Source organism: Streptomyces longhuiensis (assembly GCF_020616555.1).
GTDB classification, from domain to species: Bacteria; Actinomycetota; Actinomycetes; order Streptomycetales; family Streptomycetaceae; genus Streptomyces; species Streptomyces longhuiensis.
In genome coordinates this window covers 9,235,448-9,257,406 of the sequence record NZ_CP085173.1, presented here as the reverse complement: position 1 = coordinate 9,257,406, position 21,959 = coordinate 9,235,448, and the positions used below count along the sequence as shown (strand labels likewise).

Here is a 21,959-nt window from a genome sequence, read left to right as displayed (position 1 = left end):
ACAACATGGCCACCGGCCGCACTTCTGCCGAGTTCACCACCGCCCTGCGCAATCGCGAACAGCTCATCGGCTACTGGTCGTTGCTCGACTCGCCGATCGCCGCCGAGCGCCTCGCCCGCATCGGCTACGACTACCTGGCCTTCGACGCCCAGCACGGCCTCTTCGGCTACCAGGGCATGCTGAACAACCTCCTCGCGACCGACACCAAGGGCAGCACCGCCGTCGGCATGGTGCGCGTCGAGGCCAACGACCTCACCTACATCGGCAAGGCGCTCGACGCGGGTGCGACCGCCGTGATCGTCCCGCTGATCGACAACGCGCAGAATGCCGCCGACGCCGTCTCCGCCGTCCGGTATCCGCCGCTGGGCCGCCGCTCGTACGGTCCGATGCGCGCCCAACTGCGCATCGGCCCCGACCCGGCCGACACGCACGAACAGACCGCCGTCCTCGCCATGATCGAGACAGCGGACGGCCTGGCCAACGTCGAGGAGATCTGCGCGACGCCCGGCCTGGACGGCATCTACGTCGGCCCGTCCGACCTGCGCCTGGCCATCGGCGGCGCCTCCTCCAGCGACCCTTCCGTACAGGACGAGTTCGAGCAGGCCCTCACCCGCGTCCGCAAGGCGGCCGAGACCGCGGGCATCGCGGCCGGCATCCACAACGCCGACGGCACGAGCGCCGCCCGCCGCCTCGCCGAGGGCTTCACGTTCGCGACGGTCGCCGCCGACGTCGTGCACTTGCAGCAGATCGCCACGTCCCACCTGGACGCGGCACGCGGCGGCGCACGCTGATGCCGACCACCCTCATCACGACGCCCACCTTCGCCCGGCACTCGACGCGCCCCTGGCAGATCCTGGAAGAGGCCGGAGCGGGCCCCCTGCGCCCCTGCGAAGACGCGGCGCTGCCCATCGCAGATCTCCTCAAGTACGCGCCCGAGGCAGACGCGTTGATCGTCGGCATGGACGCGATCACCGCCGAGGTGATGGACGCCTCACCCCGCCTCAAGGTGATCGCCAAGCACGGCGTGGGCGTCGACACCATCGACGTGGCCGCCGCCCGCTCTCGCGGCATACCGGTCGTGTGCGCGCCGGGCAGCAACTCGCGCGCGGTGGCCGAGTACACCTTCGGCCTGCTGCTCTCCGCAACCCGCTCCCTCGCCGCCTCGCACACTTCGGTGGCGGCCGGCGGCTGGCCGAAGCTCTTCGGCCCCGAACTGCACGGCAAGACACTGGGCATCGTCGGGTTCGGCCGCATAGGCCGCCTGCTGGCCGGCTACGCCCGCGCCTTCGGGATGGAACTGCTCGCCCACGACCCGTACGTCCCGGGCGCCGACGTCCGCGCACACGGCGCCGAACCGGTGGCGCTCAACGCCCTGTTGGCGCGCGCCGACGCCGTCAGCCTGCACACCCCGCCCGACCCGTCCGGCGCCCCGCTGCTCGACCGGGCCCGACTGGCGGCGATGAAGCGGGGCGCGGTCCTGATCAACGCCGCGCGCGGCGGCCTCGTCGACGAACGCGCGCTGGCCGACCTGCTCAGCTCCGGGCACTTCGGGGCCGCGGCCCTCGACGCGTTCAGCACCGAGCCGCTGCCCGCCGACCACCCCTTGCGCCAGGCCCCCCGCACCCTCCTCACCTCGCACATGGCCGCCTGCACTCCCGAGGCCAACCAGGCCATGGGCGCGATGGTGGCCGAGGACGTCGTCCGCGTACTGGCGGGCAAGGGGCCACAACACCAGGTGCGTTGAGGCACAGGGCGCCCCCGCACTTCGGCACCTGCGCACCACGGCACCACGGCACCACGGCACCACGGCACGACCCTGTCCCCATTCCGGATTCCGGCGATGACGCCGGAGGATCCCCAAGGACCTGACATGGCCACCTCGACCGACGGCGCCACGGCGGCGCCACCCTCCGCGCAGACCGACCCGTACGCACTGCGCGCCGAAGACGCCCGCCCTGCCCCCGAGACCTTCCGCGGCCGGCTGCGCCAGCTCGGCCCCGGGCTCGTCCTGTCCGCCGCTGTCGTCGGCTCCGGTGAACTGATCACCACCACCTCCCTGGGCGCGAAGGCCGGCTTCGCGCTCCTGTGGCTGGTGATCGTCTCCACTCTGGTCAAGGTATGGGTCCAGATGGAACTGGCCCGCTGGACCATCCTCAACGGCCGCCCCGCACTCGACGGCTTCCGTGACGTCGGCCCCCGCATAGGCCGCCTGAGCTGGATCAACTGGCTCTGGATCGGCATGGACTTCGCCAAGATGTTCCAGCGCGGCGGCATCATCGGCGGCACCGCGGCGGCCTGCTCGATCCTTCTGCCGCTCCACGGCGCCTCGCTGAGCACGTCATCGCTGACGATCTGGGCCCTCATCGTCACCGCCGCCGCCGTCCTCATCCTCCAGACGGGCAAGTACCACGTCGTGGAGCGTGTCGAGGTCGTCGGCATCACGCTCAAGACGATCATCACCTTCGGCCTGGCCCTCGCACTGCCGTTCACCGCTTTCGGGTACGGCGGCGAACAGCTCGCCGACGGACTGAGCTTCCAGATCCCCGCGGGCACGGTCGGCATCGCGCTCGCCATGTTCGGCATCACCGGCGTCGGCGCCGACGAGATGACCACGTACACGTACTGGTGCCTGGAGAAGGGCTACGCCCGGTGGACCGGCCCGGACGACGGTACCGAACAGCGCGCCCGGCGGGCCGAGGGCTGGCTCAAGGTCATGCGCCTCGACGTGGGTGTCTCCTGGATCGTGTGTACCGTCTGCACCCTGTCCTTCTACGTGATCGGCGCCTCGGTGCTCCACCCGCAGGGTCTCGTGCCCGAGGGCAACGACATGATCACCACGCTGTCGCACATCTACACCGACACACTGGGCCCCTGGGCCGAGTACCTGTTCCTGGCCGGCGCGATCGCCGTACTCTTCTCGGTCACCGTCGCCTCGTCGGCCAGTGTCCCGCGCCTGTGGACCAACACGCTGGGTCTGCTCGGAGTGGTGAACTGGCACGACATGCGCTCGCGCACCCGCACCATCCGCATCCTCACCTGCTGCCTGCCCCCGGTGTGGATGTGCTTCTTCCTGTGGGTCCAGTCCCCGGTCCTGATGGTGCAGATCGGCGGCATCGGCGGCGGCATCTTCTTGCTCGCGGTCGTGGTCGCGGTCTGGCGCCTGCGCTACACCGGCGTCCCGCACCGCTTCCGCGCCAACCCCTGGCTGACCGCCGCCCTCGTCCTGAGCAGTGCGGCGATTCTCTTCCTCGGGGTGTACGCGGTGCTCGACACGCTGGGGCTCACTCCTGGCAGCTGAATGCGGCGGCGAGGCACAGTGGTGACATGAAGGCGGACCACAGGAACATTCTGGCCCGGGGTCGCGTCGCGACCCGGCTGCCGGCCCAGGACCTGGACCGGGCACGGCGTTTCTATGCCGAGCGGCTCGGTCTGGAGCCCGTCGACGAACGGCCCGGTGGACTGCTGTACCGGTGCGGAGACACGGAGTTCGCCTTGTTCAGGTCCACGGGAGCCGCGCCCGGCACCTTCACCCAGATGGGGTGGCAGGTCGACGACGTCGAGACGATCGTGGCGGAGCTCAAGCAACGCGGCGTGATGTTCGAAGAGGTCGACCTGCCCGGGTTCCGGACGAAGGACGGAATCGCCGAGATCGACGGGAACTACCAGAGCAAGGGCGGACGGGGAGAGCGCGCCGCCTGGTTCCGTGACAGCGAGGGAAACCTGCTGGGCATCGGCGAGCCGGTCGTTTGAGCAAGGCACGCCGTAGCCCAGCTGACGTCCGCGCGGCCGGGCACGGCGGACCGTTCGATCGGAGGACCACCCGCACCGTCTCACCCCGCTCGCAGATCAGGCGCGGTACCGGATTTCGAGCATCGTGCAACCGGCCGGAGTGCGATAGGGGCCGTGGCGCATCCCGGGCCGACGGCTCGCATAGTGCCCCGGACCGAACGTCTGCCCGAGCGTGAGGTCGACCAGCTCGCCTTCCAGCAGGTACACCTCCTCGACGTAGTCGTGAGTGATCACTCCGGCGGGAGTCGTGTCCAGACCGGGCAGCCAGCGCACAAGCCGGGTCAGCACAGCAGGATCGTCAGGATCCCGCGACAACACCTTCTCCTCGGTACCCGGCTGCGCGGCTTCGCGCCACGGCATGGCATCCCCCGCAAAGAACTCGAGCTCCTCTTTCATGACACCTCTTTCTGATCCCCGCCGGCCGTCCGCCGCCGGAATGCGGTTCTTTTCCGTTGAAGCTTCGAAGGTGTGCGTGGCACTGGGGCGGGTTCACGGGCCCGGAGTTGACCGTACCGGTCGAGTCGCGGTCCGGTCCGGTCAGATCTGGCGGGCACGGTGGGCGGCAACTCAGGCACCACGGGTCAACTGCAGGACCACATCGCGGAACACGTCCGCGAAACCAACCTCGCCCTGCCGCACGCAAGGGTGTCATCCAGCGATCGGGCCGGGTTTTGCCTCCTCAAGCTCGCCGACTGAGCACACCCACACAGCCTTGAGTGCGGACATCACCGCGGGCGAGAGGCTCACCGGCCCGAAGCAGAGCCCCGTCCGAGTCGCTTCGGAACGAAGAGGTCCGAAGTCCACGACTCGTATCGCGCCATGCGCACGAGGGCAGGGCCGCATCTCTCCGGCCGTCCCCGTCGGGGTGAGCTGGGCGGTTCGCCACTCCAGTGAGGTCGGGATGCGCCGATCCGTCCCATCCGCGACGCTCTCGGAGGCTGGGGCGGCGGGACAGGCGGACACCGAGCAATGACTCCGGCGGCCCCCGTACCGGACTTCAGCGCCTGGCCAGCGCCAGCACACTCAGGCCGAACATCAGGACGCCCAGGGGAAGATGGACCGACGGGACGTGCGCGATGCCGAGCACGACCTGGACCGAGGCGAGCGCGAGGAATCCCGACGCGTGCCAGATCGGCCGGGGCGAGCCGCCGCCCCGCTTCCACGCCAGCACCGCCGCGAGTACGTACAGCATCGACGCCGCGTACATCACACGGGCTCCGACGCTGTGGATCGTCTCTCCGTACGACGCGGTCAGCAGCAGTCCGGCGGAGCACGCCTGAAGGAAGATGGTCAGGGTCTGCAGTGCGATCGCGACCTGCAGGAACGAGGAGCTGCGCCGTGCGTTCGCCGTCGCCGTCGGCTTCACCTCAGTGGCCATGTCACAGTCCCCTTTTCCGCCCTCGGGCAGTAGATCGATAAGGTCTCACCAGCCCGACGACGCGGGCCTGCGAAAGGTAAGGCGAGGGGGGCGGAAGCGTGGGAACTGTCGGGGCCGGCACGGATGAGGTAGCCGGCGAGCGACGCCAACTGATCAATGTCGCCTACCGGTTGCTCGGTTCGGTGACCGAGGCCGAGGACGCCGTACAGGATGCCTACACACGCTGGTACGGGCTGACGCGAAGCCGGCAGGCGGAGATCCTCTCCCCCGGCGCCTGGCTGACGACGGTGACCGGCCGCATCTGCCTGGACCTGCTCGGCTCGGCGCGGGCCCGCCGTGAGCGCTATGTCGGCGCATGGCTGCCCGAACCGCTGCCCGACCGCACCGAGTGGAACCGCGCGGGCGGCGCCGACCCCACCGGCGCTCCTGATCCCGCCGACCAGATCGTCCTGGACGAGTCGGTGTCCATGGCCTTCCTCGTCGTCCTGGAGTCGATGACGCCCGCCGAGCGGGTGGCGTTCGTCCTGCACGACGTCTTCCGGTACCCGTTCGCCGAGATCGCCGACGTTCTCGGCCGGACCCCCGCGGCCTGCAAGCAGTTGGCGGCCTCCGCCAGGCGGCGGGTGAGTGTCGCGCAGGCTGCTCCGGCGCCGGCGACCGGCCAGGCCGACGTGGTGAAGCACGTCAAAGAGGCATGGGAGAGCAAGGACATCGCAACCCTCGTCGGCCTTCTCAACCCGGCCGCAGTGATGACCGCCGACGGCGGCGGCCTGGTCGGCACCGTCCTGCGCCCGGTCGAGGGCGGCCCTCGCATCGCTCAGTACATGGTCGCCATCGCCGACAAGGCTCCGGGGCTCGAACTCCTGGAGCGGTCGGTCAACGGCGTGCCGGGTCTGGTGGCCCGACGTGCAGGTGTCGTCATGACCGTAGCCTCGTTCGACGTGTCCGACGGGCGCGTCACCCGGATCTGGGCGGTCCGTAACCCGGAGAAGCTGCGGCCGTGGGGCTCGGAGGGCTGACCCGTGGCTCGGCTCAGGTCCTTGGCATCTCAAATCTCAACTGCCCTTTGGGCGCTGCTTCTGACGGTCGGGGAGGAGACGGGTCCGCGGGAAGGGGGCCCGCGCACCGTGCGGATCGCACCACGCAGACCGCGCGGTTCGTGGGCGGCAGCGGCCGACGATCACCCGTAGAGCGAGCCGGCTCCCGGCCTGTCGCCCTTGAAGCGCTGACCCGCGGCGATCTCCTCGCTGACTATCGACCAGACGGTCTCGTCGTCCTGGAAGGGGAGCGGGTCAATGCTGCTCGTCTCCTGACGGATCCGGTCGACCGCGCGCTCCAGGCGCTCGAAGTCGGCCTCCTCGTCGCTGTCGTCGCCACTGAAGGTGAACTCCTCGAGCAGGCGCTGGAACCGGAGGGTGACCTGGACGAGGGAGGAGACGTCCGTGTGGAGTTCCCGCACGGTCTCCTCGTCGGCGTCGAGGGCGTACACCTTGCCGGAACCTGGGTCGAGGGCGAGGTGGGCGTTGAGCAGCCAGCCGATCACGGGCCATTCGCCCGCGCCCTGCGAGGCGTCCTCGAAGTCCTCGATGTCGACGACGCCCTGGACGAGGGGCAACCGACCGGAATCCTCGTCTGACTCACGCAGCCAGAACGTTCCGGTCGGGACGCCGACGCTCTGCATGAGGCGGGCGCCCTCGGTGTCCGCGATGGAGGGCGTGAAGGCAGTGGCGGGCAGGGTCGCGAGCCGGTCCTCGCCGAAGATGTCGGCGAGTTCACTGCGGGTGATGTCGAAAAGCACTGCCGGAACTCCGAACTCGGCGCCGGCACGGGCGCCGCGGGACTCTTGGTGGATGGATGGGGAGCCGGCGATCTGAGTGACGAGGAAATCGAACCGTTCCTCCTGGTTGTCCGGGAGGATGAGGCCGCAGTCCATGACGCCGGAAGCCTTTGCTCGCCGCGCTGGAGCGGGACCGGAGGGCGTGAGCGGGTGCGCGGACCAGAGTGTCATGCCCTTGAGGCCGAGCGGGGGCGCCACGGTGATGGCATTGAGGAGTGGTTGGACAGGTCAGTGTGCGTGTGGCGCTGGGTCGGGTCCGGCACGCGAGGGTGGCAGGCTGTCCGTGCGCGCGGCAACCGCGGCAACCGCCGGAACCGCGGCACCTCGGGGTCGAGATCGGAGCAATTGATGAAGGCAGTCCGTTTCAGTCGGTTCGGGGGGCCGGAGGTTCTTGAGCTGGTGGATCTGCCTGATCCGCATCCGGGTCCGGGCGAGGTCCGGATCGCGGTGCGCGCAGCCGGCGTCAACGCGAGCGACTGGAAGAAGCGCAAGGGCCTGATGGACGAGGGGCTGCCGCAGACTCTGGGCTACGAGGCTGCGGGCGTCGTCGACGAGCTCGGCGAGGGCGTTGCGGACGTGGCCGTCGGCGACCGCGTGTTCGGCTTCTCCACCGAGGGGGCGGCTCAGGCCGAGCTGGCGGTGCTGTCCTACTACGCGCCGATCCCGCCGTCGCTCGACTTCCCCGGCGCTGCCGCGCTCCCGGCCGCCGGCGAGACGGCCATGCGCGCGATCGGCCAACTCGGCGTCGTCAGCGGCGGCACGCTGCTCATCAACGGCGCCTCGGGCAGTGTCGGCAGCGCCGCGGTTCAGTTCGCCGTGGTGCGCGGTGCGCGGGTGATCGGCACCGCGAGTCCGGCGAACCATGAGTACCTTCGTTCGCTGGGTGCCGAGCCCGTCGCCTACGGCGATGGCCTGGCCGAGCGGGTTCGCGCCATCGCCCCCGACGGCGTCGACCTCGCGCTGGATGTGGCCGGCAGCGGTGTTCTGCCCGAGCTCATCGGGCTCGCGGGCGGCCCGGACCACGTCGTGACGCTCGCCGACTTCGCCGGCGCGCAGGAGTACGGGGTGAGGTTCAGCCGGGGGGACAGCGGCCGCGCGGTCCATGTGCTCGGCGAGATGGGCGAGTTGATCGAGTCGGGGCGCTTGTCCCTCCCGGTCGCGCAGACCTTCCCGCTCACCGAGATCGCCAAGGCGCACCGGGTCAGCGAGGACGGTCACGTTCGCGGAAAGCTCGTGCTCGTGATCGGCCCCTGACACGCGTCCCGGTGATACGGATCCTGCCCGGTTCGCGGTGACCGCGGCGCCGCAGGGCTGGCTCCGCACCTGGTACTGCAACAGATATCAGGGCCTGTCTCGAAGTCAGTTGCACGGCCTGCCGACCGCGCCTGGCGGGACCCACCCGCGCGAGGGCCTGAAATCACTCGCCACTGATCGCCTCGCCCGGTACGGTCGCGCGCGTGTCCTCACTGCTGGGAGCGCGTGAGATCTGCGCGCGGCCACCCCGGCGGTTCCCACGCTGAAAGTAGGTTTCGTCCATGGCATGCCGTATCAGTGAGCTCGTGCTCGGTTGCCGCGACCCCGAGGTACTCGCGCGGTTCTGGTGCGAGGTCCTGGACTTCGTGGTGCTCGATCGCGAGGAAGGCTGCATCGAGATCGGGCCGCGCGAAGGGTTCGGCGGCGCGCAGCCGACGATCATCCTCAGCCGCAGAGACGAGCCGGAGCCCGGGAAGTCCCGGCTGCACATCGACGTCAACGCCACCGACCGCGATCAGGACGCCGAGCTCGAACGCCTCCTGAAGCTGGGGGCGCGCCCGGCCGACATCGGCCAGACCGGGGAGGAGCAATGGCACGTCCTCGCCGATCCCGAAGGCAATGAGTTCTGCCTGCTCAAGGCCCGCCTCGCTGCCCTCTGACGGCCTCGCCGACAACGAGACAGCATCTGAGTGGTCGTGATCGTGACGTAAGGGTGGTCTCCGGCAGGGGTTCGTCCACCAAGAAGAACGCCCCCGTATCCGGAGACCGCCCTGCATGTCGCCGTCATCAACGACGGGCTTCCGACCTCACTTCGAGACAGGGCCGAGGTCGTCGGCCACGACTACGCAGGCGCTGAGATGCCAGGTCTCGTCCTCCTGCGCGGAGAGTTCCAGGTCCACCTCCCCTCCGGAGGGCCCGCCGTCCAGCGGGATGCGGTGCCAGGTGAACTCCCGGCCGTCGAGCTGTTCGCTGCGAGCCTTCTCGTCCCCGTCGACGCGGACGATCAGCAGCCTGTTGAAGGTGTTGGGGTCGCCGGTGAGCAGATGCGCCGTGCGGCGTCCGGCGTCCGGCGTCCGGCGGGCAGTTTCAGGCGTAGCGCGATCGGGGCGCTGTCCCGTACGTAATCACGGCGGGGTCCGGCGTCGAAGCGGCGCACACCCCAGGCTTCCGTCGTCAGAGGGCATACGATCTCGAAACCCATTTGCTGCGCCTCCGCGTAGGCGGAGTCGACGTCGTCCGTGAGCACGGAGACGACCGAGTCCTCGGATGAGGTGGCGTCGCGCGTGACGAGCTGGATGTTCACACCCGTCTCGGGGGACGTGTACCGGGCCACCCACCCCATGTTGAACTCCTCGGTGCACAGGCCCAGGTACTCGGTGTAGAACGTCTTCGCCGCGTCGACATCGGCCACATGGAGGTTGGCGATGATGCGGTTCGCGCGCATGTGTTTCTCCCCTAGCCGCCGAGCGGTGTCCTCGGCAGCAGAGATGCCCAGTCGCTTACATGGTGAGCCGCGCAGTCTGCGCTTCGCCCACCCGACGCCACTTGAAGCCGGGTGCGGCGGTCCGCACCGCGGCGGTGCTCATGCTGGGCACCGCCGCCGATGTGCGTGGTCTGTCGCGCCGTCGGTCCGAACTTTCCGACGCTCAGCAGATTCGCGGAAGCTGTTCGCCGATCGGCAGGTCGACGACGCGTGTGCCGCCCAGGCCCGTGCGGGCGACCACCATGCCCGGATGCTCCTCGACGGCTTCGCCGATCACTCGCGCGTTCGCACCGAGCGGATGTGCCCGCATCGCGCCGAGTACGGCGTCCGCGTGTTCGCGGGGAACGAATGCCACGAGTTTGCCCTCGTTGGCCACGTAGAGGGGGTCGAGGCCCAGGATCGCGCACGCGTTGGCCACAGCCGGCGGGACAGGCACGTCACCTTCCTGGATGACGACGCCGGCGCCGGAGGCCACCGCGATCTCGTTGAGCGCGGCGGCCAGACCGCCACGGGTCGGGTCGCGCAGCACATGGAGGTCCTGTGTCACCGCGAGCATGGCGTCCACCAGGCCGCCCAGCGCCGCGCAGTCGCTCTCGATCTCGACACCGAATTCCAGACCCTCACGCACGCTCATGATCGCCACGCCGTGAACGCCGATGTCACCGCTGACGATGACGACGTCGCCGGGGACCACGCGCTGGGGGCGGATGTCCACGCCTGACGGGATGAGCCCGATCCCGGCGGTGTTGATGAAGACCCCGTCTCCGTGACCGCTTTCGACGACCTTCGTGTCACCGGTCACCACCTCGACTCCGGCGCGCCGTGCGGCCGCTCCGAGTGTCTCGGCCACCCGAGCCACGACGGACATCTCGACGCCCTCTTCCAGGATGAAGCCGCAGGAGAGGTAGGCGGGCCGTGCGCCGCTCATGGCGAGGTCGTTGACGGTGCCGTTGACCGCGAGGTCGCCGATGCTTCCGCCCGGGAAGAACAGGGGCCGCACCACGTAGGAGTCGGTGGAGAAAGCCATACGGACTCCGCCGAGCGAGACGGCGGCGGAGTCACCGAGTTGTGACAGGGTCTCGCCGCCGAAGGCGGGGGCGAAGATGTGCTGCACCAGCTCGGCGGACAGGGCCCCTCCCCCACCGTGTCCCATCACCACCCTCGGATGATCACGCAACGCGACCGGGCAGGTCCATGCGGTCGGGTCCACGGCTGTCAGTTGGGTGGTCTCAGGCAACGGGGCTCGCCTCCAGCGGCGCGGTGGTGATGTCGAGGCGTCGGTACAGGTAGTAGGCGGCACACGCACCCTCACTCGAGACCATCGTCGCTCCGAGTGGATTGCGCGGTGTGCAGGTGGTGCCGAACGCGGCGCACTCGTTCGGCTTCAACAACCCCTGCAGAACCTCGCCGCTGCGGCATTCCGCGGGCTCACGGGTGTCGATGTCACCGACCGAGAATCGGTGCTCGGCGTCGAAGTCCCGGTAACGGGAGGAAAGCCGCCAGCCGCTGTCCGGGATCACGCCGATGCCTCGCCAGGCTCGGTCGGTGCCTTCGAAGACGTCCGCCAGCATGGCCTGGGCCGCGGGATTTCCCTCGGGCCGGACCGCGCGCGGATAGGCGTTGTCGACCGTGTGTTCACCCCGCTCCAGTTGCAGCACGGTCCGGCGCACGCCTTCCAGGATGTCCAGCGGTTCGAAGCCGGTGACCACGATCGGAACGCGATAGCGGTCCGCGAGGTCGGGGTACTCGCCGACACCCATCACGCTGCACACGTGTCCGGCGGCGAGGAATCCCTGGACCCGGCAGTTCGGAGACTCCATGATCGCCTTGATCGCCGGCGGGACGCGCACGTGGGACACCAGAAGACTGAAGTTCTTGATGCCCAGCTTGCGCGCCTGATAGACGGTCATGGCGTTGGGCGGCGCGGTCGTCTCGAAGCCGATGCCGAAGAACACCACTTCCCGGTCGGGGTTCTGCTGAGCGATGTGCAGGGCGTCCAGCGGCGAGTACACGACGCGTACGTCGCCGCCCTCGCCGCGTACCTGGAAGAGGTCGCGGCCGGTGCCCGGCACCCGGAGCATGTCGCCGAAGGAGCAGAAGATCACTCCCGGCCGGGAGGCGATCTCGAGGGCCTTGTCGATGACCTCGAGCGGGGTGACGCACACCGGACACCCCGGCCCGTGAATCAACTCCACCTGATCCGGGAGGAGTTGATCGATCCCATGGCGGATGATCGTGTGCGTCTGTCCGCCGCACACCTCCATCAGGGCCCAGGGCCTCGTCACCACTGAGTGGATGTCGTCGAGCAGACGCCGTGCCAGGTCCGGGTCCTGGAACTCGTCGAGGTACTTCACTGTTGTGCCTCCTGCGGAACGTCCTTGTCATCGGCCCACCGAGGTGCGCCTGCTTCGGCCGCGAGCTCCCACGGGTCGCCGAACTCCTCCTGGAGCAGGCCGAGATTCGCGAAGAGCTCCAGCGTCTGCTTGGCCGATTCCTCGTCCAGCTTCTGGAGCGCGAATCCCACGTGGACGATGGCGTATTCGCCGACCTGAAGGTCCGGCAGGTATTCGAGGCACACCTCCTTGACCACTCCGCCGAAGTCGACGGTGGCCATGCGGGTGCCGTCGCGATCCTCGATTTCCGTCACTCTCCCGGGTACCGCCAGGCACATGGGTGGCTCTCCTCACTGTGGTGGTCCGATCCGGCTCGCCGACTGCGATGTCATCCGGCCGTTGCCCGCCCCGCGATCATCAACTGACCGAGGGCCAGCCCTCCGTCGTTCGGCGGGACTTCACCGGCGCGCAGCACGCTGAATCCGTCCTCCCCGAGCCCTCGGGCGCAGGCCGAGGAGAGAAGGACGTTGGCGAACACGCCGCCGGTCAGGACGACGGTGGCCGTGCCGTGCCGGTCGCGCGCCACCGCACACATCCGCCGTACGAGATCTGCGACTCCGGTATGGAAGCGGGCAGCGACGACCGCCGGCTCCGCGCCCGCGCGTACGTCATCGACCACGGCTCTCACCACAGGCCCGGGGTCGGCAGTCATCGGCTCCGACGTGGCCGGACTCAGCGCGAACCGGTATCCGGCGCCGTCCCGGTCCACGGCGCCCCTCAGCGCGGCCGCCTCCAGCTCGATGGCTGCCTGTGCCTCGTATCCCACCTGGTGGCACACGCCCGCCAGGGAAGAGACCGCGTCGAAGAGCCGGCCCATGCTCGACGTCGGCACACAGTTCAGGCTCCGCTCCAACTGCCGTGCCAGTACGCGCCGTTCGTCGTGCGGGCAGGCGATCACGCTGGGCAGGTCGTCCGTCCACGCGATGTCCGCTTGCCGGAGCTGCGCGAGCGCCATGCGGTACGGGCGGCTCACGGCGGCGTCGCCACCGGGCAGCGGGACGTACGCGAGATGCCCCAGACGCCGGTACGTGTCGTAGTCCGCGAGCAGGATCTCGCCGCCCCACACCGCCCCGTCGTCGCCGTAGCCCGTGCCGTCGAATGCGACGCCGATGACCGGTCGGCTGCCGTCGAGGCCGTGCTCGGCCATGACCGCGGCGACATGGGCGTGATGGTGCTGCACGCGGACGACCGGGCGGTTGTCGGCATGCCGTTGGGCCCACTGTCCGGATCGGTAGCCGGGGTGCCGGTCCGCCGCCAGCAGGCCGGGCCGCACACCCGTGATCGACTCCAACTGCTTTTCTGCGCGCGCGAAGGCGTGCTGGGTCTGGAGGTCGTCCATGTCGCCGATGTGCGCGGACAGCCAGGCCTTCCGGCCGTCGCCGAGGCAGAACGTGTTCTTGAGGTCTCCCCCTACGGCGAGCGAGGGCCTGACGGACACCGGCAGGGAGACGGGCAGCGGGGCGTAGCCGCGAGCGCGGCGCACCGTCATCCGTTCCCCGTCACACACGCGCAGCACGGAGTCGTCGCAGGGCACGTGGATGGGGCGGTCGTGGGTGAGCCAGGCGTCGGCCAGTGGCGCAAGTCGCTCAAGTGCCTCGGCGTCATCGGTGACGATGGGCTCACCGGCCACGTTGCCGCTGGTCATGACCAGTGCGCGCGGCCCGTCCGGGTCGCCGGGCAGGCCGAGCAGCAGGTGGTGCACGGGGGTGTACGGAAGCATGACTCCCAGGTCGGGGCTGCCCGGTGCCACCTCGTCCGAGAGTGCGCACTCCCCTGACAGGACGTCAATTCGACGTCTCAGCAGGACGATCGGCCGGACGCTTCCCGTGAGAAGAGCCTGCTCGGGGGGACTGATGTGTACGAGGTGCTCGATGTCGGTGAGGCTTTTCACCATCACTGCGAACGGCTTGTCGCCCCGTCCCTTGCGGCTGCGCAGTGCGGACACGGCCTGGGCGTTCCCGGCGTCGCAGGCGAGGTGGTAGCCGCCGATGCCCTTGACGGCGAGGATGGCGCCGGCGGTCAGAAGCGCGCGTGCCTCGTGGATCGGGTCGACGTCGGTGTCAGGTCGGGGCGACGCGTACACAAGCTTCAGGCGCGGGCCGCAGGCGCGGCAGGAGACGGGCTGGGCGTGGAACCGGCGGTCCGCCGGGTCCGTGTACTCGCGTGCGCAGTCGGCGCACATCGGGAAGTCGGCCATGGTGGTGTGCACACGGTCGTACGGGAGTCCGGTGACAATGGTGAAGCGCGGCCCGCAGTGCGTGCATGTGATGAACGGGTGCCGGTGCCGACGGTCACCGGGGTCGGTCATTTCGGCGAGGCACGCGGCACACGTGGCCGTGTCCGGGGAGACGAGTGTGCGCGACGATCCCTGCGACCGCGAGGCGACGATGGCGAATCCGCTGCCGCCTGCGAGGGGGACCTGCTCGTGCTCCACGGACTCCACCAGGGCCAGCGGCGGGGCCTGTTGAGCGATCCGGTCGCAGAACCGTGTGACGGCGGAGTGATCTCCCTCGACCTCGGCGACGACACCGTCTTCGGTGTTCGTCACGTGCCCTGCCAGCTCCAGTGACGTGGCCAGGGTGTACAGGAACGGCCGGAAGCCGACGCCCTGTACGACACCTCGTACGGTCACGCGACGGCGCTGAAGCGCCTGATCGACGGCGGATCCGGGCTGAAGTGTGCTCACGGGAGAGGCCGTGTCATGACGGCATCGTCCAGGTCGTGGTGGTGGTGATGGTGCTCGTGCGGCTGTCCGGCCATGACCGGTGCGTGGACGGCCCCGCCGTCCGCGACGGCGAGGGCGCGGTCGAGCAGTTCGCCTACGCCACCGCCCCGTCGGGCCGAGGTCAGGACCACCTCCACGCCGGGATTGACCTGCTCGACGTGCGCGCGGAAGGCTTCCTCGTCGAACTCGACGGCTTCGGCGATGTCGGCCTTGGTGACCACCACCAGGTGCGCGAGGCCGAAGGCGGTGGGGTACTTCAGCGGCTTGTCCTCGCCTTCGGTGACGGACGCGAGGACGACGCGCAGGTCCTCCCCGAGGTCGTAGGAGGCCGGGCAGACCAGATTCCCGACGTTCTCCACGAACAGCAGGCGGGTGGCCTCGGGCAGCCAGCCTTCCAGGTGCCGCCCGAGCATCGAGGCTTCGAGATGGCACAGCCCGTCGGTGAGTACCTGCTTGACCGGCACCCCGGACCGGGCCAGACGTCTGGCGTCGTTCTCCGTGGCGAGGTCGGCGGTCAGCGCGGCGGTCGGCACTCCACGTTCACGCGCGCGCAGGAGTTCGCGTTCCAGCAGGGCCGTCTTGCCGCTTCCCGGGCTGGAGAGCAGATTCACCATCGTGGTTCCGCGGCCCGCGAGTTCGGCCCGTAGAGCGTGCGCGGTCGCGTCGTTCTTGGCGAGCACCGCCTGGTGCAAGTCAACGGTTCGGCACATGACTCAGCACTCCTCGGAGATCGGTTCACAGGTTCGTCGACGGGCGGTCGGCTCTTCCTCCCACTGCACGCTGACGATCTGCAGCTCTCGGCCCGACAGCAGTTCGGGCGTCGGCTCACCGCAGCGCGGACAGCAAAGTCGCGGCGGCATGCCCACCGCCCATTCGTCGGCACAGGGTGAGCAGCGTGCCCGGCCGGGCACGGACTCGGTGACCAGCTCGGCCCCCTCCAGGAGGGTCTCGGCGCAGGCGAGTTCGAAGCAGAAGGACAGCGCGTCCGGGACGACGCCGGCGAGCTCCCCCACCTGGAGTCGCACCGAGGTGACCGAGGTGACCCCGCCGTTCAGTTCCGCCGCCTCTTGCACCTGGCCGACGACAGCCATGGCGATGGACATCTCGTGCATCGGTCTCCGTCCTGGCAGAGGCCGATCGTTGGGCGGCCATTGCGCTCGGCTCCATTACAGAGGGCTCGCTGCCGTGCGGCCTCGGGGCTCGCCGACTCCGCTGCCCTGGTGCACCGTTCGGCGCAAAGGGCCCGCTACATGCTTCTCATACGCAGGTAGCGCTGGACGTCGGGCATGATCTGCCGTGCGAGCACGACGAGCGCGACGACGGTGACGGCCCCGATGACGGACTTCTTCATGAACCTCTCCTCACTTACCGGCCTCACGAGCGGCGGTCCCTACCACGGGCGCCTGCTCCTCACGCACGATCTCCTGGATCACACGTACAGCTTCGGGAACTGCGGCGGCCACCGGAGCACTCAGGCCGATGCCTTCCTCGAGTGAGGCAGGCTCGCAGCCAACCACCACGGTGCGGCCGGGTGGTGTCCCGCCCGTCCCGGAGCAGAGGGTCTCCAGCAGGGCCAGGACCGCGTCAGGTGACATGTGGTGGCCGTCGAGCACGGGTCCTTGCGGCGCGATGTCACCGGGCGAGTCGACGTCGATGCGGTAGACCGTTCCGGGGTCACCGCCGCGGGCGGTGGCATCGACGAGCACCAACGTGTCGTATCCGTCGAGCAGTTGGTACGCGAGGTGCACTCCCCGAACGCCGATGTCCACGACCTCGACGTGAGCGGGAAGTCGGTGTGTGGCCAGTACGCGCACCGTCTCGACGCCGAATCCGTCGTCGCCGAGAAAGATGTTCCCCACGCCGGCGACGAGTGTGCGAGCGCCGGTCTTGCAGTCCTCGGTCACTCGTCCTCCAGTGGTGCGACCTCGTCGGGCTGGAAGTACAGGAACCGGCCCTGCTCTCGACGGATGTCGGCGCCGGGGTCGCCGTCGACGGTCACCGCCAGATGCACACCCCCGTCGACATCGTGCAACACGGCCTCGACGAGCGCGGTGCGGCCGTGCAGGAACAGGTCCTGGGCGTCGGTGCGGCGCCGTCCCGCGCGCAGGGTCACCCGGCTTCCGGCACGCACCGGCCGGCCATCGACCAAGATCTCGTCGCGGGCCGGGTCCAGGCCTGCGTCACCCTCCGGATCCCACCAGGGGGTCTCGGGCATGACCACGTGCGGCCGGCCCGGTTCGACGAGAAGGTCCACTTCGCCGGGCGCGGTCGGAACGGAGCCGGTTACGTCCCGCAGGGAACGCACCGCGCCGTGCAGGCGTTCCAGCACCTCGGGGGGCATGGACTCGGCCAGGTCGATCACGGCGGCGGCCTTCGGGTCCGTGCCGCGGGCCTCGCGCTTCTCCTGGTCGGTGAGGGCCGCGGTGCGCAGGGCCAGGATCTCGTCGATCTCGGTGGCGTCGTACAGCGCTCCAAGACTCTCGGGGGCGACGGCCGGGTGGTCCTCCAGGATGATCGGCGAGGACAGCACCAGGTCCGCACGACCCGGCTCGCCGGCGAGGACCGGCCAGGTGTGCAGGTTGCGGCACGAGGCGACAGCGCCCTTGGCCCATTCCGGAGGGTCGGTCATGGAGAGGAACGAGCCTGCGCCGAGACACAACAACAGGTGTGTGGCGACGAGCGAGTGCGGGAGCGCGGCGTCGCGGTCGGCTTTCCCGTCAGCCGGAGACCATGTGCTGGTGTTCTCCACCACGACGGTCAACCGGGACACGCGATAGGGGCCGTCGACTTCGCGCGTGGAGAGCCGTACGACGCCGCTGACCTCTTCACACCGGCGGACGAGTCTTCCCACCAGCCGGCCCTCGGCGTCGTGAACCAGTTCGGTCTCCTCGCGCGCGGGGCGGGTGAAGGGGACAGTGATTCCGTCGCCGGCGAGCTCGGCCACGGTCGTGGTCACCTCGACGCGTTCCTCCGCGCCCTCGTCCCAGGGAACCAGCACACGGTCCGGGAGCGACAGCTCCGACGTGTCCTCGAACGAGCCGTCCTGGCGGGCCTGTTGCACCGTGCGGCGCTGCGGATGCAGGAAGCGCACCTCGACCGACAAGGTGGCATCCGTTCTGGGCTCCATCAGACACTCGGTGTGCTGGAAGTCGTGCTCGTCGCAGTCCGCACCCCAGGCCGGCGGGACCAGCACGCCGAACTGCCAGCGCAGCCGGTTCTTGGCCGCCGACGCCCGATACGGATACAGCACGTAGCCCTCGAACAGCACCGCGTCGGCCACCGCGCGGGCGACGGCGAACCGTGACTCGGTCTCCTGGCTGAACACGGCTGTCGTCACGGCGCCGACCTCTCACTGGTCTGGGACAGAGCGTCCGCCGCAGCGGAATCCAGAAGGGTGCGCACCGTCGCCTCCCAGGAGGACAGCGCCCGCCGCGAACGGAACTCCAGCAGGTCGTCCATGGTGTCGCGGGGCAGCCTCACCCAGCCGGCACCCGGGAAGTGCTGGTCGATCATCTCGTGCCACACCTTGACCGGCATGAGGTACGGGGCCTCGCGATCCCAGGGCACGGGTTCGACGTGGAAGCCTCCGTCCCCGGTGAACGCGGTCCCGGAGAAGAGCATGAGGAGCGGCACGTCACCACTGGACAGGGCGTGGAAGTAGCGCGTGGAGGCGACGTCCATGTCGTACGTGCAGGGCACGACCAGGTCGACCTCCTTCTGCCCGGTGAAGCTGGGGACCATCAGGGAGATCTGCGCGAACTGCAACGGCTGGAGGGTGCTGCCCCAGCGGGCTCGCTCGCCGAAGAGGTCATGCAGTCCGTCGGCCTCTTCGGCGTCGTAGCCGCGTCTGGCAGGTTCGATGCGCATCTGGCAGCGCAGGGCGAGCGCGTGCACGCGTGTCTGCTCGGAAGCGTTGACGCGCAGCCGGAAGACCAGAGTGGGGCCGGCGGCGTACTGGTCGGCGCGGACTCCGACGCAGGAGAACGAGAACTCCGTCATCGGCGGCGCGCCTCCTCCGGTGTTCCGGCCCGCTGCGCGATGTGGTCGAAGAACGCGGTCAGATCGGCGCGGGCCTCCGCCCCGCCGTCGAAGCCCTGCCACAACATACGCATCCGTCCGACGAGTTCGTAGCAGATGTCGACCGGCACGAGATAGCACTCGGTCCGTTCCTCGACCCGGCGCAGGAGCAGAGCCTCCACGTCGGGTTCGAGCAGTTCGGCCAGGCGGCTGTTCCCGAGCGCGGTCTGCCAGGTGGACGGGTCGAGTTCGCTCTCGGTGGCGCCGGCCGGGCTGGGGTAGAGCGCGACGAGTCTGTCCAGCGAGGCATTGCGGAAGAAGAACGCGACACTGACCGGGATCTGCAGGAGCTCCCAGACACCCGGGTCGAGTCCGTGGTCCGGGTCTGCCAGATAGCGGTCCGGGACGGTGCGGAACCTCCCGCCGCCCGCGCCGCTCTGCTCGAAGAGCATGGCGCACGGTGTGCAGGCGCAGGCGAGGGAGCGGTTCGCGGTGTCGACCATGTGCCGGTGGTTGCCGTCGTCGATCGGCGCGCCGCACAGTTCGCACACCTCGGGCCGAGACGTGCGCGGCGCGGCGAACCGCCGAAGCCCCGATGCAGGCGGACGAGTCCGCTCGTGTGGCGTGCTCATGGCGTCTTCGGCGAGGCGGGTGCGCTGCCGAGTGCACCGGAGGGCGACCGCGAGATCTGCAGCAGAGGGGGTTCCTGCGAGGGCGCCGCCCCCTCGATCTCGACCGTCGTCACTTCCGGCGCGAAACAGGAGAGGGCAGCCTCCACCTCCTGCCGGCCGGCGGCGGCGGTGCTCGCGCAGCCGCAGCCCGAGCTCTCCGCGGAGCGCAGGTGCAACGTGCCGGTGGTTTCGTCGAAGCTCACAAGCTCGACAGGATGGCTGCGCACGCTGTCCAAGGCGCGGGCGATGCGTGTGGAGGTCTCCTCCGGGTGCAGGTCGTGCAGGACCAGCAGGCTGGTGACCACGGCGTCGTCGAGTAGCGCGGCGAACGGGTCGCCCTTGGACTTGGGGGTTTCGAGCAGCGAGACCATGCGCGCCAGGCCTGTGCCGTAGAAGTCCATCAGTACGCGCACCAGTTCCTCGGCCGCGCCTGCGGCCTCGGAGTCACCCTCGGCGGTCAGGTGGTCGATGATCTCTTCGACCCGCCGGCCGGCCTCCTCCGCGTTCGCCGCCGTTGCGCCGGACGGCTGAGCCGTGGTGGTGGACGCGCTCATCCGGCCAGGCCGCTCAGTCCGGTCGGCACGTGCATCTTCTGCACGGTCTTGCCGCCGCCGACGTACATGTGGACACCGCAGGGCAGACAGGGGTCGAAGCTGCGCACCGCCCGCATGATGTCGATGCCCTTGAAGTTCTCCGGGGTGTTCTCCTCGAAGATCGGTGTGTTCTGCACGGCGTCCTCGTACGGGCCCGGGGTCCCGTAGGTGTCCCGCACGCTGGCGTTCCACGGAGTCGGCGGATAGGGATGGTAGTTGGCGATCTTTCCGTCGCGGATCACCATGTGATGGGACAGGACTCCGCGTACCGCCTCGGTGAAGCCGACGCCCAGGCCCTCGTCCGGCACCTCGAACTTCTCCCAGGTCTGGGTACGCCCGGCGCGGACCTCCGCCAGGCCCTTCTCGGCGCAGTGCAGCGCGATGGCGGCGGCGTAGGCCTGGAAGTAGGTGCGGGCCCGGTTGCGCTCCAGCGCGTTGCTCCACTTCGGGATCTTCCACTCGAAGCGCGTCTCGGGCTTGGTCATCGTGCGGGGCAGGGTGATGACGACGCTGTTGCCGGTGGCCTTGACGTAGTCGGTGTCGACGAGTCCCGACAGCGCGGTCGACCACAGCCGGGCGATGGGGCCGCCGCCTGTGTCGAGCGCCAGGTAGTCCTTGCCGTCGAACCAGCGAGGCGACATCACCCAGCTGTAGTTGCCCTCGAAGTCGCGCTTCTGGGGGGCCGGGATCGTGTGCTGGTTCCAGGGGTGGCGCGGGTCGACCGGGTTGCCGAGCGGGTCGTGGGTGACGAACTGCTCCTTGCCCTGCCAGTCCTCGTAGTACGAACTGCCGAGCAGGATACGGATGCCCAGGTTGATCTCGGTGAGGTCGTTGGTGACGAGTTTGCCGTCCACGATGATGCCCGGGGTGACGAACATCTTCCGTCCCCAGTCGGTCATGTTGGCGTACGTGAAGTCGCAGTACTCGGGGTCGTTGAGCGCGCCCCAGCAGCCGAGCAGCACACGGCGGCGGCCTACTTCCTCGTACCCGGGCAGGGCCTCGTAGAAGAAGTCGAACAGGTCGTCGTGCAGGGGCACTACACGCTTCATGAACTCCACGTAGCGCATGAGGCGGCTCATGTAGTCGGTGAAGAGCTGGACGGAGGCGATGGTGCCGACGCCGCCCGGGTAGAGCGTGGAGGGGTGCACATGGCGGCCCTCCATGAGACAGAACATCTCGCGCGTGTAGCGGCTGACCTGGAGGGCCTCGCGGTAGAACTCGCCCTCGATCGGGTTGAGGGAGCGCATGATGTCGGCGATCGTGCGGTAGCCGTGCTCTGCCGCGTGCGGCGCCTCGGTGCGTTCGGCGAGTTCCAGAACGCCGGGATTGGTCTCGCGGACCATCTTCTCGCAGTAGTCGACCCCTACCAGGTTCTCCTGGAAGATGTTGTGGTCGAACATGTACTCGGCGGACTCTCCGAGGTTGATGATCCACTCGGCGAGGTGCGGCGGCTTCACTCCGTACGCCATGTTCTGGGCGTACACCGAGCACGTGGCGTGGTTGTCGCCGCAGATCCCGCAGATACGGCTGGTGATGAAGTGCGCGTCACGAGGGTCCTTGCCCCGCATGAAGACGCTGTAGCCGCGGAAGACCGACGACGTGCTGTAGCACTCCGCCACCCGCTTCTGCTTGAAGTCGATCTTGGTGTGGATGCCGAGGCTTCCCACGATCCGGGTGATCGGATCCCAGGACATCTCCACCAGGCCGTTGCTGTCGGTCTTCGTCTTCGATGCCATCTTCTGTGCAGCGCCCTTCGTCAAGTCTTCGTACGGGAGGTCGGATCACCTGGGACGGCCACCCCGAAGGCGCGCCGTGCGAT

General features: G+C 69.3%; 24 protein-coding genes. 7 read left to right on the top strand and 17 right to left on the bottom strand.

Going from position 1 to position 21,959, the window contains the following annotated elements:
- Positions 1-5: 5 nt before the first annotated feature.
- The 4 genes from LGI35_RS42145 to LGI35_RS42130 all read left to right on the top strand — a co-directional run bounded on the left by LGI35_RS42145 (position 6) and on the right by LGI35_RS42130 (position 3,750).
- Entirely contained in the window at positions 6-791 is a 786-nt protein-coding gene (locus tag LGI35_RS42145; protein WP_227299711.1) for an HpcH/HpaI aldolase family protein, read from the top strand.
- Entirely contained in the window at positions 791-1,744 is a 954-nt protein-coding gene (locus LGI35_RS42140; protein WP_227299710.1) for a phosphoglycerate dehydrogenase, read from the top strand. Before LGI35_RS42145 ends, LGI35_RS42140 begins: the two co-directional genes overlap by 1 nt.
- A gap of 126 nt (positions 1,745-1,870) precedes the next feature.
- On the top strand, positions 1,871-3,298 hold the full coding sequence (locus LGI35_RS42135; RefSeq protein ID WP_227299709.1) for an Nramp family divalent metal transporter: 1,428 nt from the start codon (positions 1,871-1,873) through the stop codon (positions 3,296-3,298).
- Between the two features lie 26 nt (positions 3,299-3,324).
- A complete protein-coding gene (locus LGI35_RS42130) occupies positions 3,325-3,750 on the top strand; it encodes a VOC family protein (RefSeq protein ID WP_227299708.1) in 426 nt (141 codons plus the stop codon).
- Positions 3,751-3,846: 96 nt separating this feature from the next.
- Here the strand turns inward: LGI35_RS42130 and LGI35_RS42125 are convergent, their stop codons facing one another.
- Together LGI35_RS42125 and LGI35_RS42120 are read right to left on the bottom strand one after the other, a co-directional pair.
- A complete protein-coding gene (locus tag LGI35_RS42125; RefSeq protein WP_227299707.1) occupies positions 3,847-4,185 on the bottom strand; it encodes a cupin domain-containing protein in 339 nt (112 codons plus the stop codon).
- Between the two features lie 601 nt (positions 4,186-4,786).
- Entirely contained in the window at positions 4,787-5,167 is a 381-nt protein-coding gene (locus tag LGI35_RS42120; protein WP_227299706.1) for a hypothetical protein, read from the bottom strand.
- A 98-nt stretch (positions 5,168-5,265) separates the two neighbouring features.
- Between LGI35_RS42120 and sigJ the strand changes: the two genes are divergently transcribed.
- The gene (gene sigJ, locus LGI35_RS42115; protein ID WP_227299705.1) at positions 5,266-6,186 is read left to right on the top strand and encodes an RNA polymerase sigma factor SigJ; all 921 of its coding nucleotides are present in this window, start codon (positions 5,266-5,268) and stop codon (positions 6,184-6,186) included.
- 161 nt (positions 6,187-6,347) lie between these two features.
- Here the strand turns inward: sigJ and LGI35_RS42110 are convergent, their stop codons facing one another.
- On the bottom strand, positions 6,348-6,965 hold the full coding sequence (locus LGI35_RS42110; protein WP_227300742.1) for an SUKH-4 family immunity protein: 618 nt from the start codon (positions 6,963-6,965) through the stop codon (positions 6,348-6,350).
- 387 nt (positions 6,966-7,352) lie between these two features.
- Between LGI35_RS42110 and LGI35_RS42105 the strand changes: the two genes are divergently transcribed.
- The gene (locus tag LGI35_RS42105) at positions 7,353-8,258 is read left to right on the top strand and encodes an NADP-dependent oxidoreductase (RefSeq protein ID WP_227300741.1); all 906 of its coding nucleotides are present in this window, start codon (positions 7,353-7,355) and stop codon (positions 8,256-8,258) included.
- 281 nt (positions 8,259-8,539) lie between these two features.
- The gene (locus tag LGI35_RS42100; RefSeq protein WP_227299704.1) at positions 8,540-8,917 is read left to right on the top strand and encodes a VOC family protein; all 378 of its coding nucleotides are present in this window, start codon (positions 8,540-8,542) and stop codon (positions 8,915-8,917) included.
- Positions 8,918-9,261: 344 nt separating this feature from the next.
- On the opposite strand, the gene LGI35_RS42095 is transcribed toward LGI35_RS42100, so the two are convergent.
- From LGI35_RS42095 to LGI35_RS42035, 14 genes are all read right to left on the bottom strand, one after another.
- On the bottom strand, positions 9,262-9,702 hold the full coding sequence (locus tag LGI35_RS42095) for a VOC family protein (protein ID WP_227299703.1): 441 nt from the start codon (positions 9,700-9,702) through the stop codon (positions 9,262-9,264).
- Between the two features lie 202 nt (positions 9,703-9,904).
- Positions 9,905-10,978, bottom strand: a complete 1,074-nt coding sequence (gene hypE / locus LGI35_RS42090) for a hydrogenase expression/formation protein HypE (RefSeq protein ID WP_279348711.1) — start codon at positions 10,976-10,978, stop codon at positions 9,905-9,907.
- Positions 10,971-12,095, bottom strand: coding sequence for a hydrogenase formation protein HypD (gene hypD, locus LGI35_RS42085; RefSeq protein WP_227299702.1), 1,125 nt, complete (start codon positions 12,093-12,095; stop codon positions 10,971-10,973). Before hypD ends, hypE begins: the two co-directional genes overlap by 8 nt.
- Positions 12,092-12,412: a HypC/HybG/HupF family hydrogenase formation chaperone gene (locus tag LGI35_RS42080; protein ID WP_227299701.1), complete on the bottom strand. Its 321-nt coding sequence runs from the start codon at positions 12,410-12,412 to the stop codon at positions 12,092-12,094. The genes hypD and LGI35_RS42080 overlap by 4 nt, the downstream gene beginning before the upstream one ends.
- 50 nt (positions 12,413-12,462) lie before the next feature.
- Positions 12,463-14,820 (bottom strand): carbamoyltransferase HypF, encoded by a 2,358-nt coding sequence (gene hypF, locus LGI35_RS42075; protein ID WP_227299700.1) that lies wholly within the window; start codon positions 14,818-14,820, stop codon positions 12,463-12,465.
- Positions 14,817-15,569, bottom strand: coding sequence for a hydrogenase nickel incorporation protein HypB (hypB, locus tag LGI35_RS42070; RefSeq protein ID WP_227299699.1), 753 nt, complete (start codon positions 15,567-15,569; stop codon positions 14,817-14,819). Before hypB ends, hypF begins: the two co-directional genes overlap by 4 nt.
- A gap of 3 nt (positions 15,570-15,572) precedes the next feature.
- A complete protein-coding gene (locus LGI35_RS42065) occupies positions 15,573-15,971 on the bottom strand; it encodes a hydrogenase maturation nickel metallochaperone HypA/HybF (RefSeq protein WP_227299698.1) in 399 nt (132 codons plus the stop codon).
- A gap of 134 nt (positions 15,972-16,105) precedes the next feature.
- Positions 16,106-16,210: a DUF6893 family small protein gene (locus LGI35_RS46710; protein WP_376227125.1), complete on the bottom strand. Its 105-nt coding sequence runs from the start codon at positions 16,208-16,210 to the stop codon at positions 16,106-16,108.
- A 10-nt stretch (positions 16,211-16,220) separates the two neighbouring features.
- Positions 16,221-16,763 carry a hydrogenase maturation protease gene (locus LGI35_RS42060; protein ID WP_227299697.1) on the bottom strand — a complete coding sequence of 181 codons (543 nt, stop codon included), beginning with the start codon at positions 16,761-16,763 and terminating at the stop codon, positions 16,221-16,223.
- A complete protein-coding gene (locus LGI35_RS42055; RefSeq protein WP_227299696.1) occupies positions 16,760-18,196 on the bottom strand; it encodes a hypothetical protein in 1,437 nt (478 codons plus the stop codon). The genes LGI35_RS42060 and LGI35_RS42055 overlap by 4 nt, the downstream gene beginning before the upstream one ends.
- Positions 18,193-18,858: a DUF6084 family protein gene (locus tag LGI35_RS42050; protein WP_227299695.1), complete on the bottom strand. Its 666-nt coding sequence runs from the start codon at positions 18,856-18,858 to the stop codon at positions 18,193-18,195. The genes LGI35_RS42055 and LGI35_RS42050 overlap by 4 nt, the downstream gene beginning before the upstream one ends.
- On the bottom strand, positions 18,855-19,508 hold the full coding sequence (locus LGI35_RS42045) for a DUF5947 family protein (RefSeq protein WP_227299694.1): 654 nt from the start codon (positions 19,506-19,508) through the stop codon (positions 18,855-18,857). The genes LGI35_RS42050 and LGI35_RS42045 overlap by 4 nt, the downstream gene beginning before the upstream one ends.
- Positions 19,505-20,101: a NifU family protein gene (locus tag LGI35_RS42040; protein WP_227299693.1), complete on the bottom strand. Its 597-nt coding sequence runs from the start codon at positions 20,099-20,101 to the stop codon at positions 19,505-19,507. The genes LGI35_RS42045 and LGI35_RS42040 overlap by 4 nt, the downstream gene beginning before the upstream one ends.
- Positions 20,098-21,876, bottom strand: a complete 1,779-nt coding sequence (locus LGI35_RS42035; RefSeq protein ID WP_116504454.1) for a nickel-dependent hydrogenase large subunit — start codon at positions 21,874-21,876, stop codon at positions 20,098-20,100. The genes LGI35_RS42040 and LGI35_RS42035 overlap by 4 nt, the downstream gene beginning before the upstream one ends.
- Positions 21,877-21,959 lie beyond the last annotated feature (83 nt).

Coding starts and splice junctions, on each gene's coding strand:
- LGI35_RS42145 (WP_227299711.1), top strand. CDS start 6: ATGGCCACCGGCCGCACTTCTGCCGAGTTCACCACCGCCCTGCGCAAT.
- LGI35_RS42140 (WP_227299710.1), top strand. CDS start 791: ATGCCGACCACCCTCATCACGACGCCCACCTTCGCCCGGCACTCGACG.
- LGI35_RS42135 (WP_227299709.1), top strand. CDS start 1,871: ATGGCCACCTCGACCGACGGCGCCACGGCGGCGCCACCCTCCGCGCAG.
- LGI35_RS42130 (WP_227299708.1), top strand. CDS start 3,325: ATGAAGGCGGACCACAGGAACATTCTGGCCCGGGGTCGCGTCGCGACC.
- LGI35_RS42125 (WP_227299707.1), bottom strand. CDS start 4,185: ATGAAAGAGGAGCTCGAGTTCTTTGCGGGGGATGCCATGCCGTGGCGC.
- LGI35_RS42120 (WP_227299706.1), bottom strand. CDS start 5,167: ATGGCCACTGAGGTGAAGCCGACGGCGACGGCGAACGCACGGCGCAGC.
- LGI35_RS42105 (WP_227300741.1), top strand. CDS start 7,353: ATGAAGGCAGTCCGTTTCAGTCGGTTCGGGGGGCCGGAGGTTCTTGAG.
- LGI35_RS42100 (WP_227299704.1), top strand. CDS start 8,540: ATGGCATGCCGTATCAGTGAGCTCGTGCTCGGTTGCCGCGACCCCGAG.
- LGI35_RS42095 (WP_227299703.1), bottom strand. CDS start 9,702: ATGCGCGCGAACCGCATCATCGCCAACCTCCATGTGGCCGATGTCGAC.
- LGI35_RS42080 (WP_227299701.1), bottom strand. CDS start 12,412: ATGTGCCTGGCGGTACCCGGGAGAGTGACGGAAATCGAGGATCGCGAC.
- hypB (WP_227299699.1), bottom strand. CDS start 15,569: ATGTGCCGAACCGTTGACTTGCACCAGGCGGTGCTCGCCAAGAACGAC.
- LGI35_RS42065 (WP_227299698.1), bottom strand. CDS start 15,971: ATGCACGAGATGTCCATCGCCATGGCTGTCGTCGGCCAGGTGCAAGAG.
- LGI35_RS46710 (WP_376227125.1), bottom strand. CDS start 16,210: ATGAAGAAGTCCGTCATCGGGGCCGTCACCGTCGTCGCGCTCGTCGTG.
- LGI35_RS42050 (WP_227299695.1), bottom strand. CDS start 18,858: ATGACGGAGTTCTCGTTCTCCTGCGTCGGAGTCCGCGCCGACCAGTAC.
- LGI35_RS42045 (WP_227299694.1), bottom strand. CDS start 19,508: ATGAGCACGCCACACGAGCGGACTCGTCCGCCTGCATCGGGGCTTCGG.
- LGI35_RS42040 (WP_227299693.1), bottom strand. CDS start 20,101: ATGAGCGCGTCCACCACCACGGCTCAGCCGTCCGGCGCAACGGCGGCG.
- LGI35_RS42035 (WP_116504454.1), bottom strand. CDS start 21,876: ATGGCATCGAAGACGAAGACCGACAGCAACGGCCTGGTGGAGATGTCC.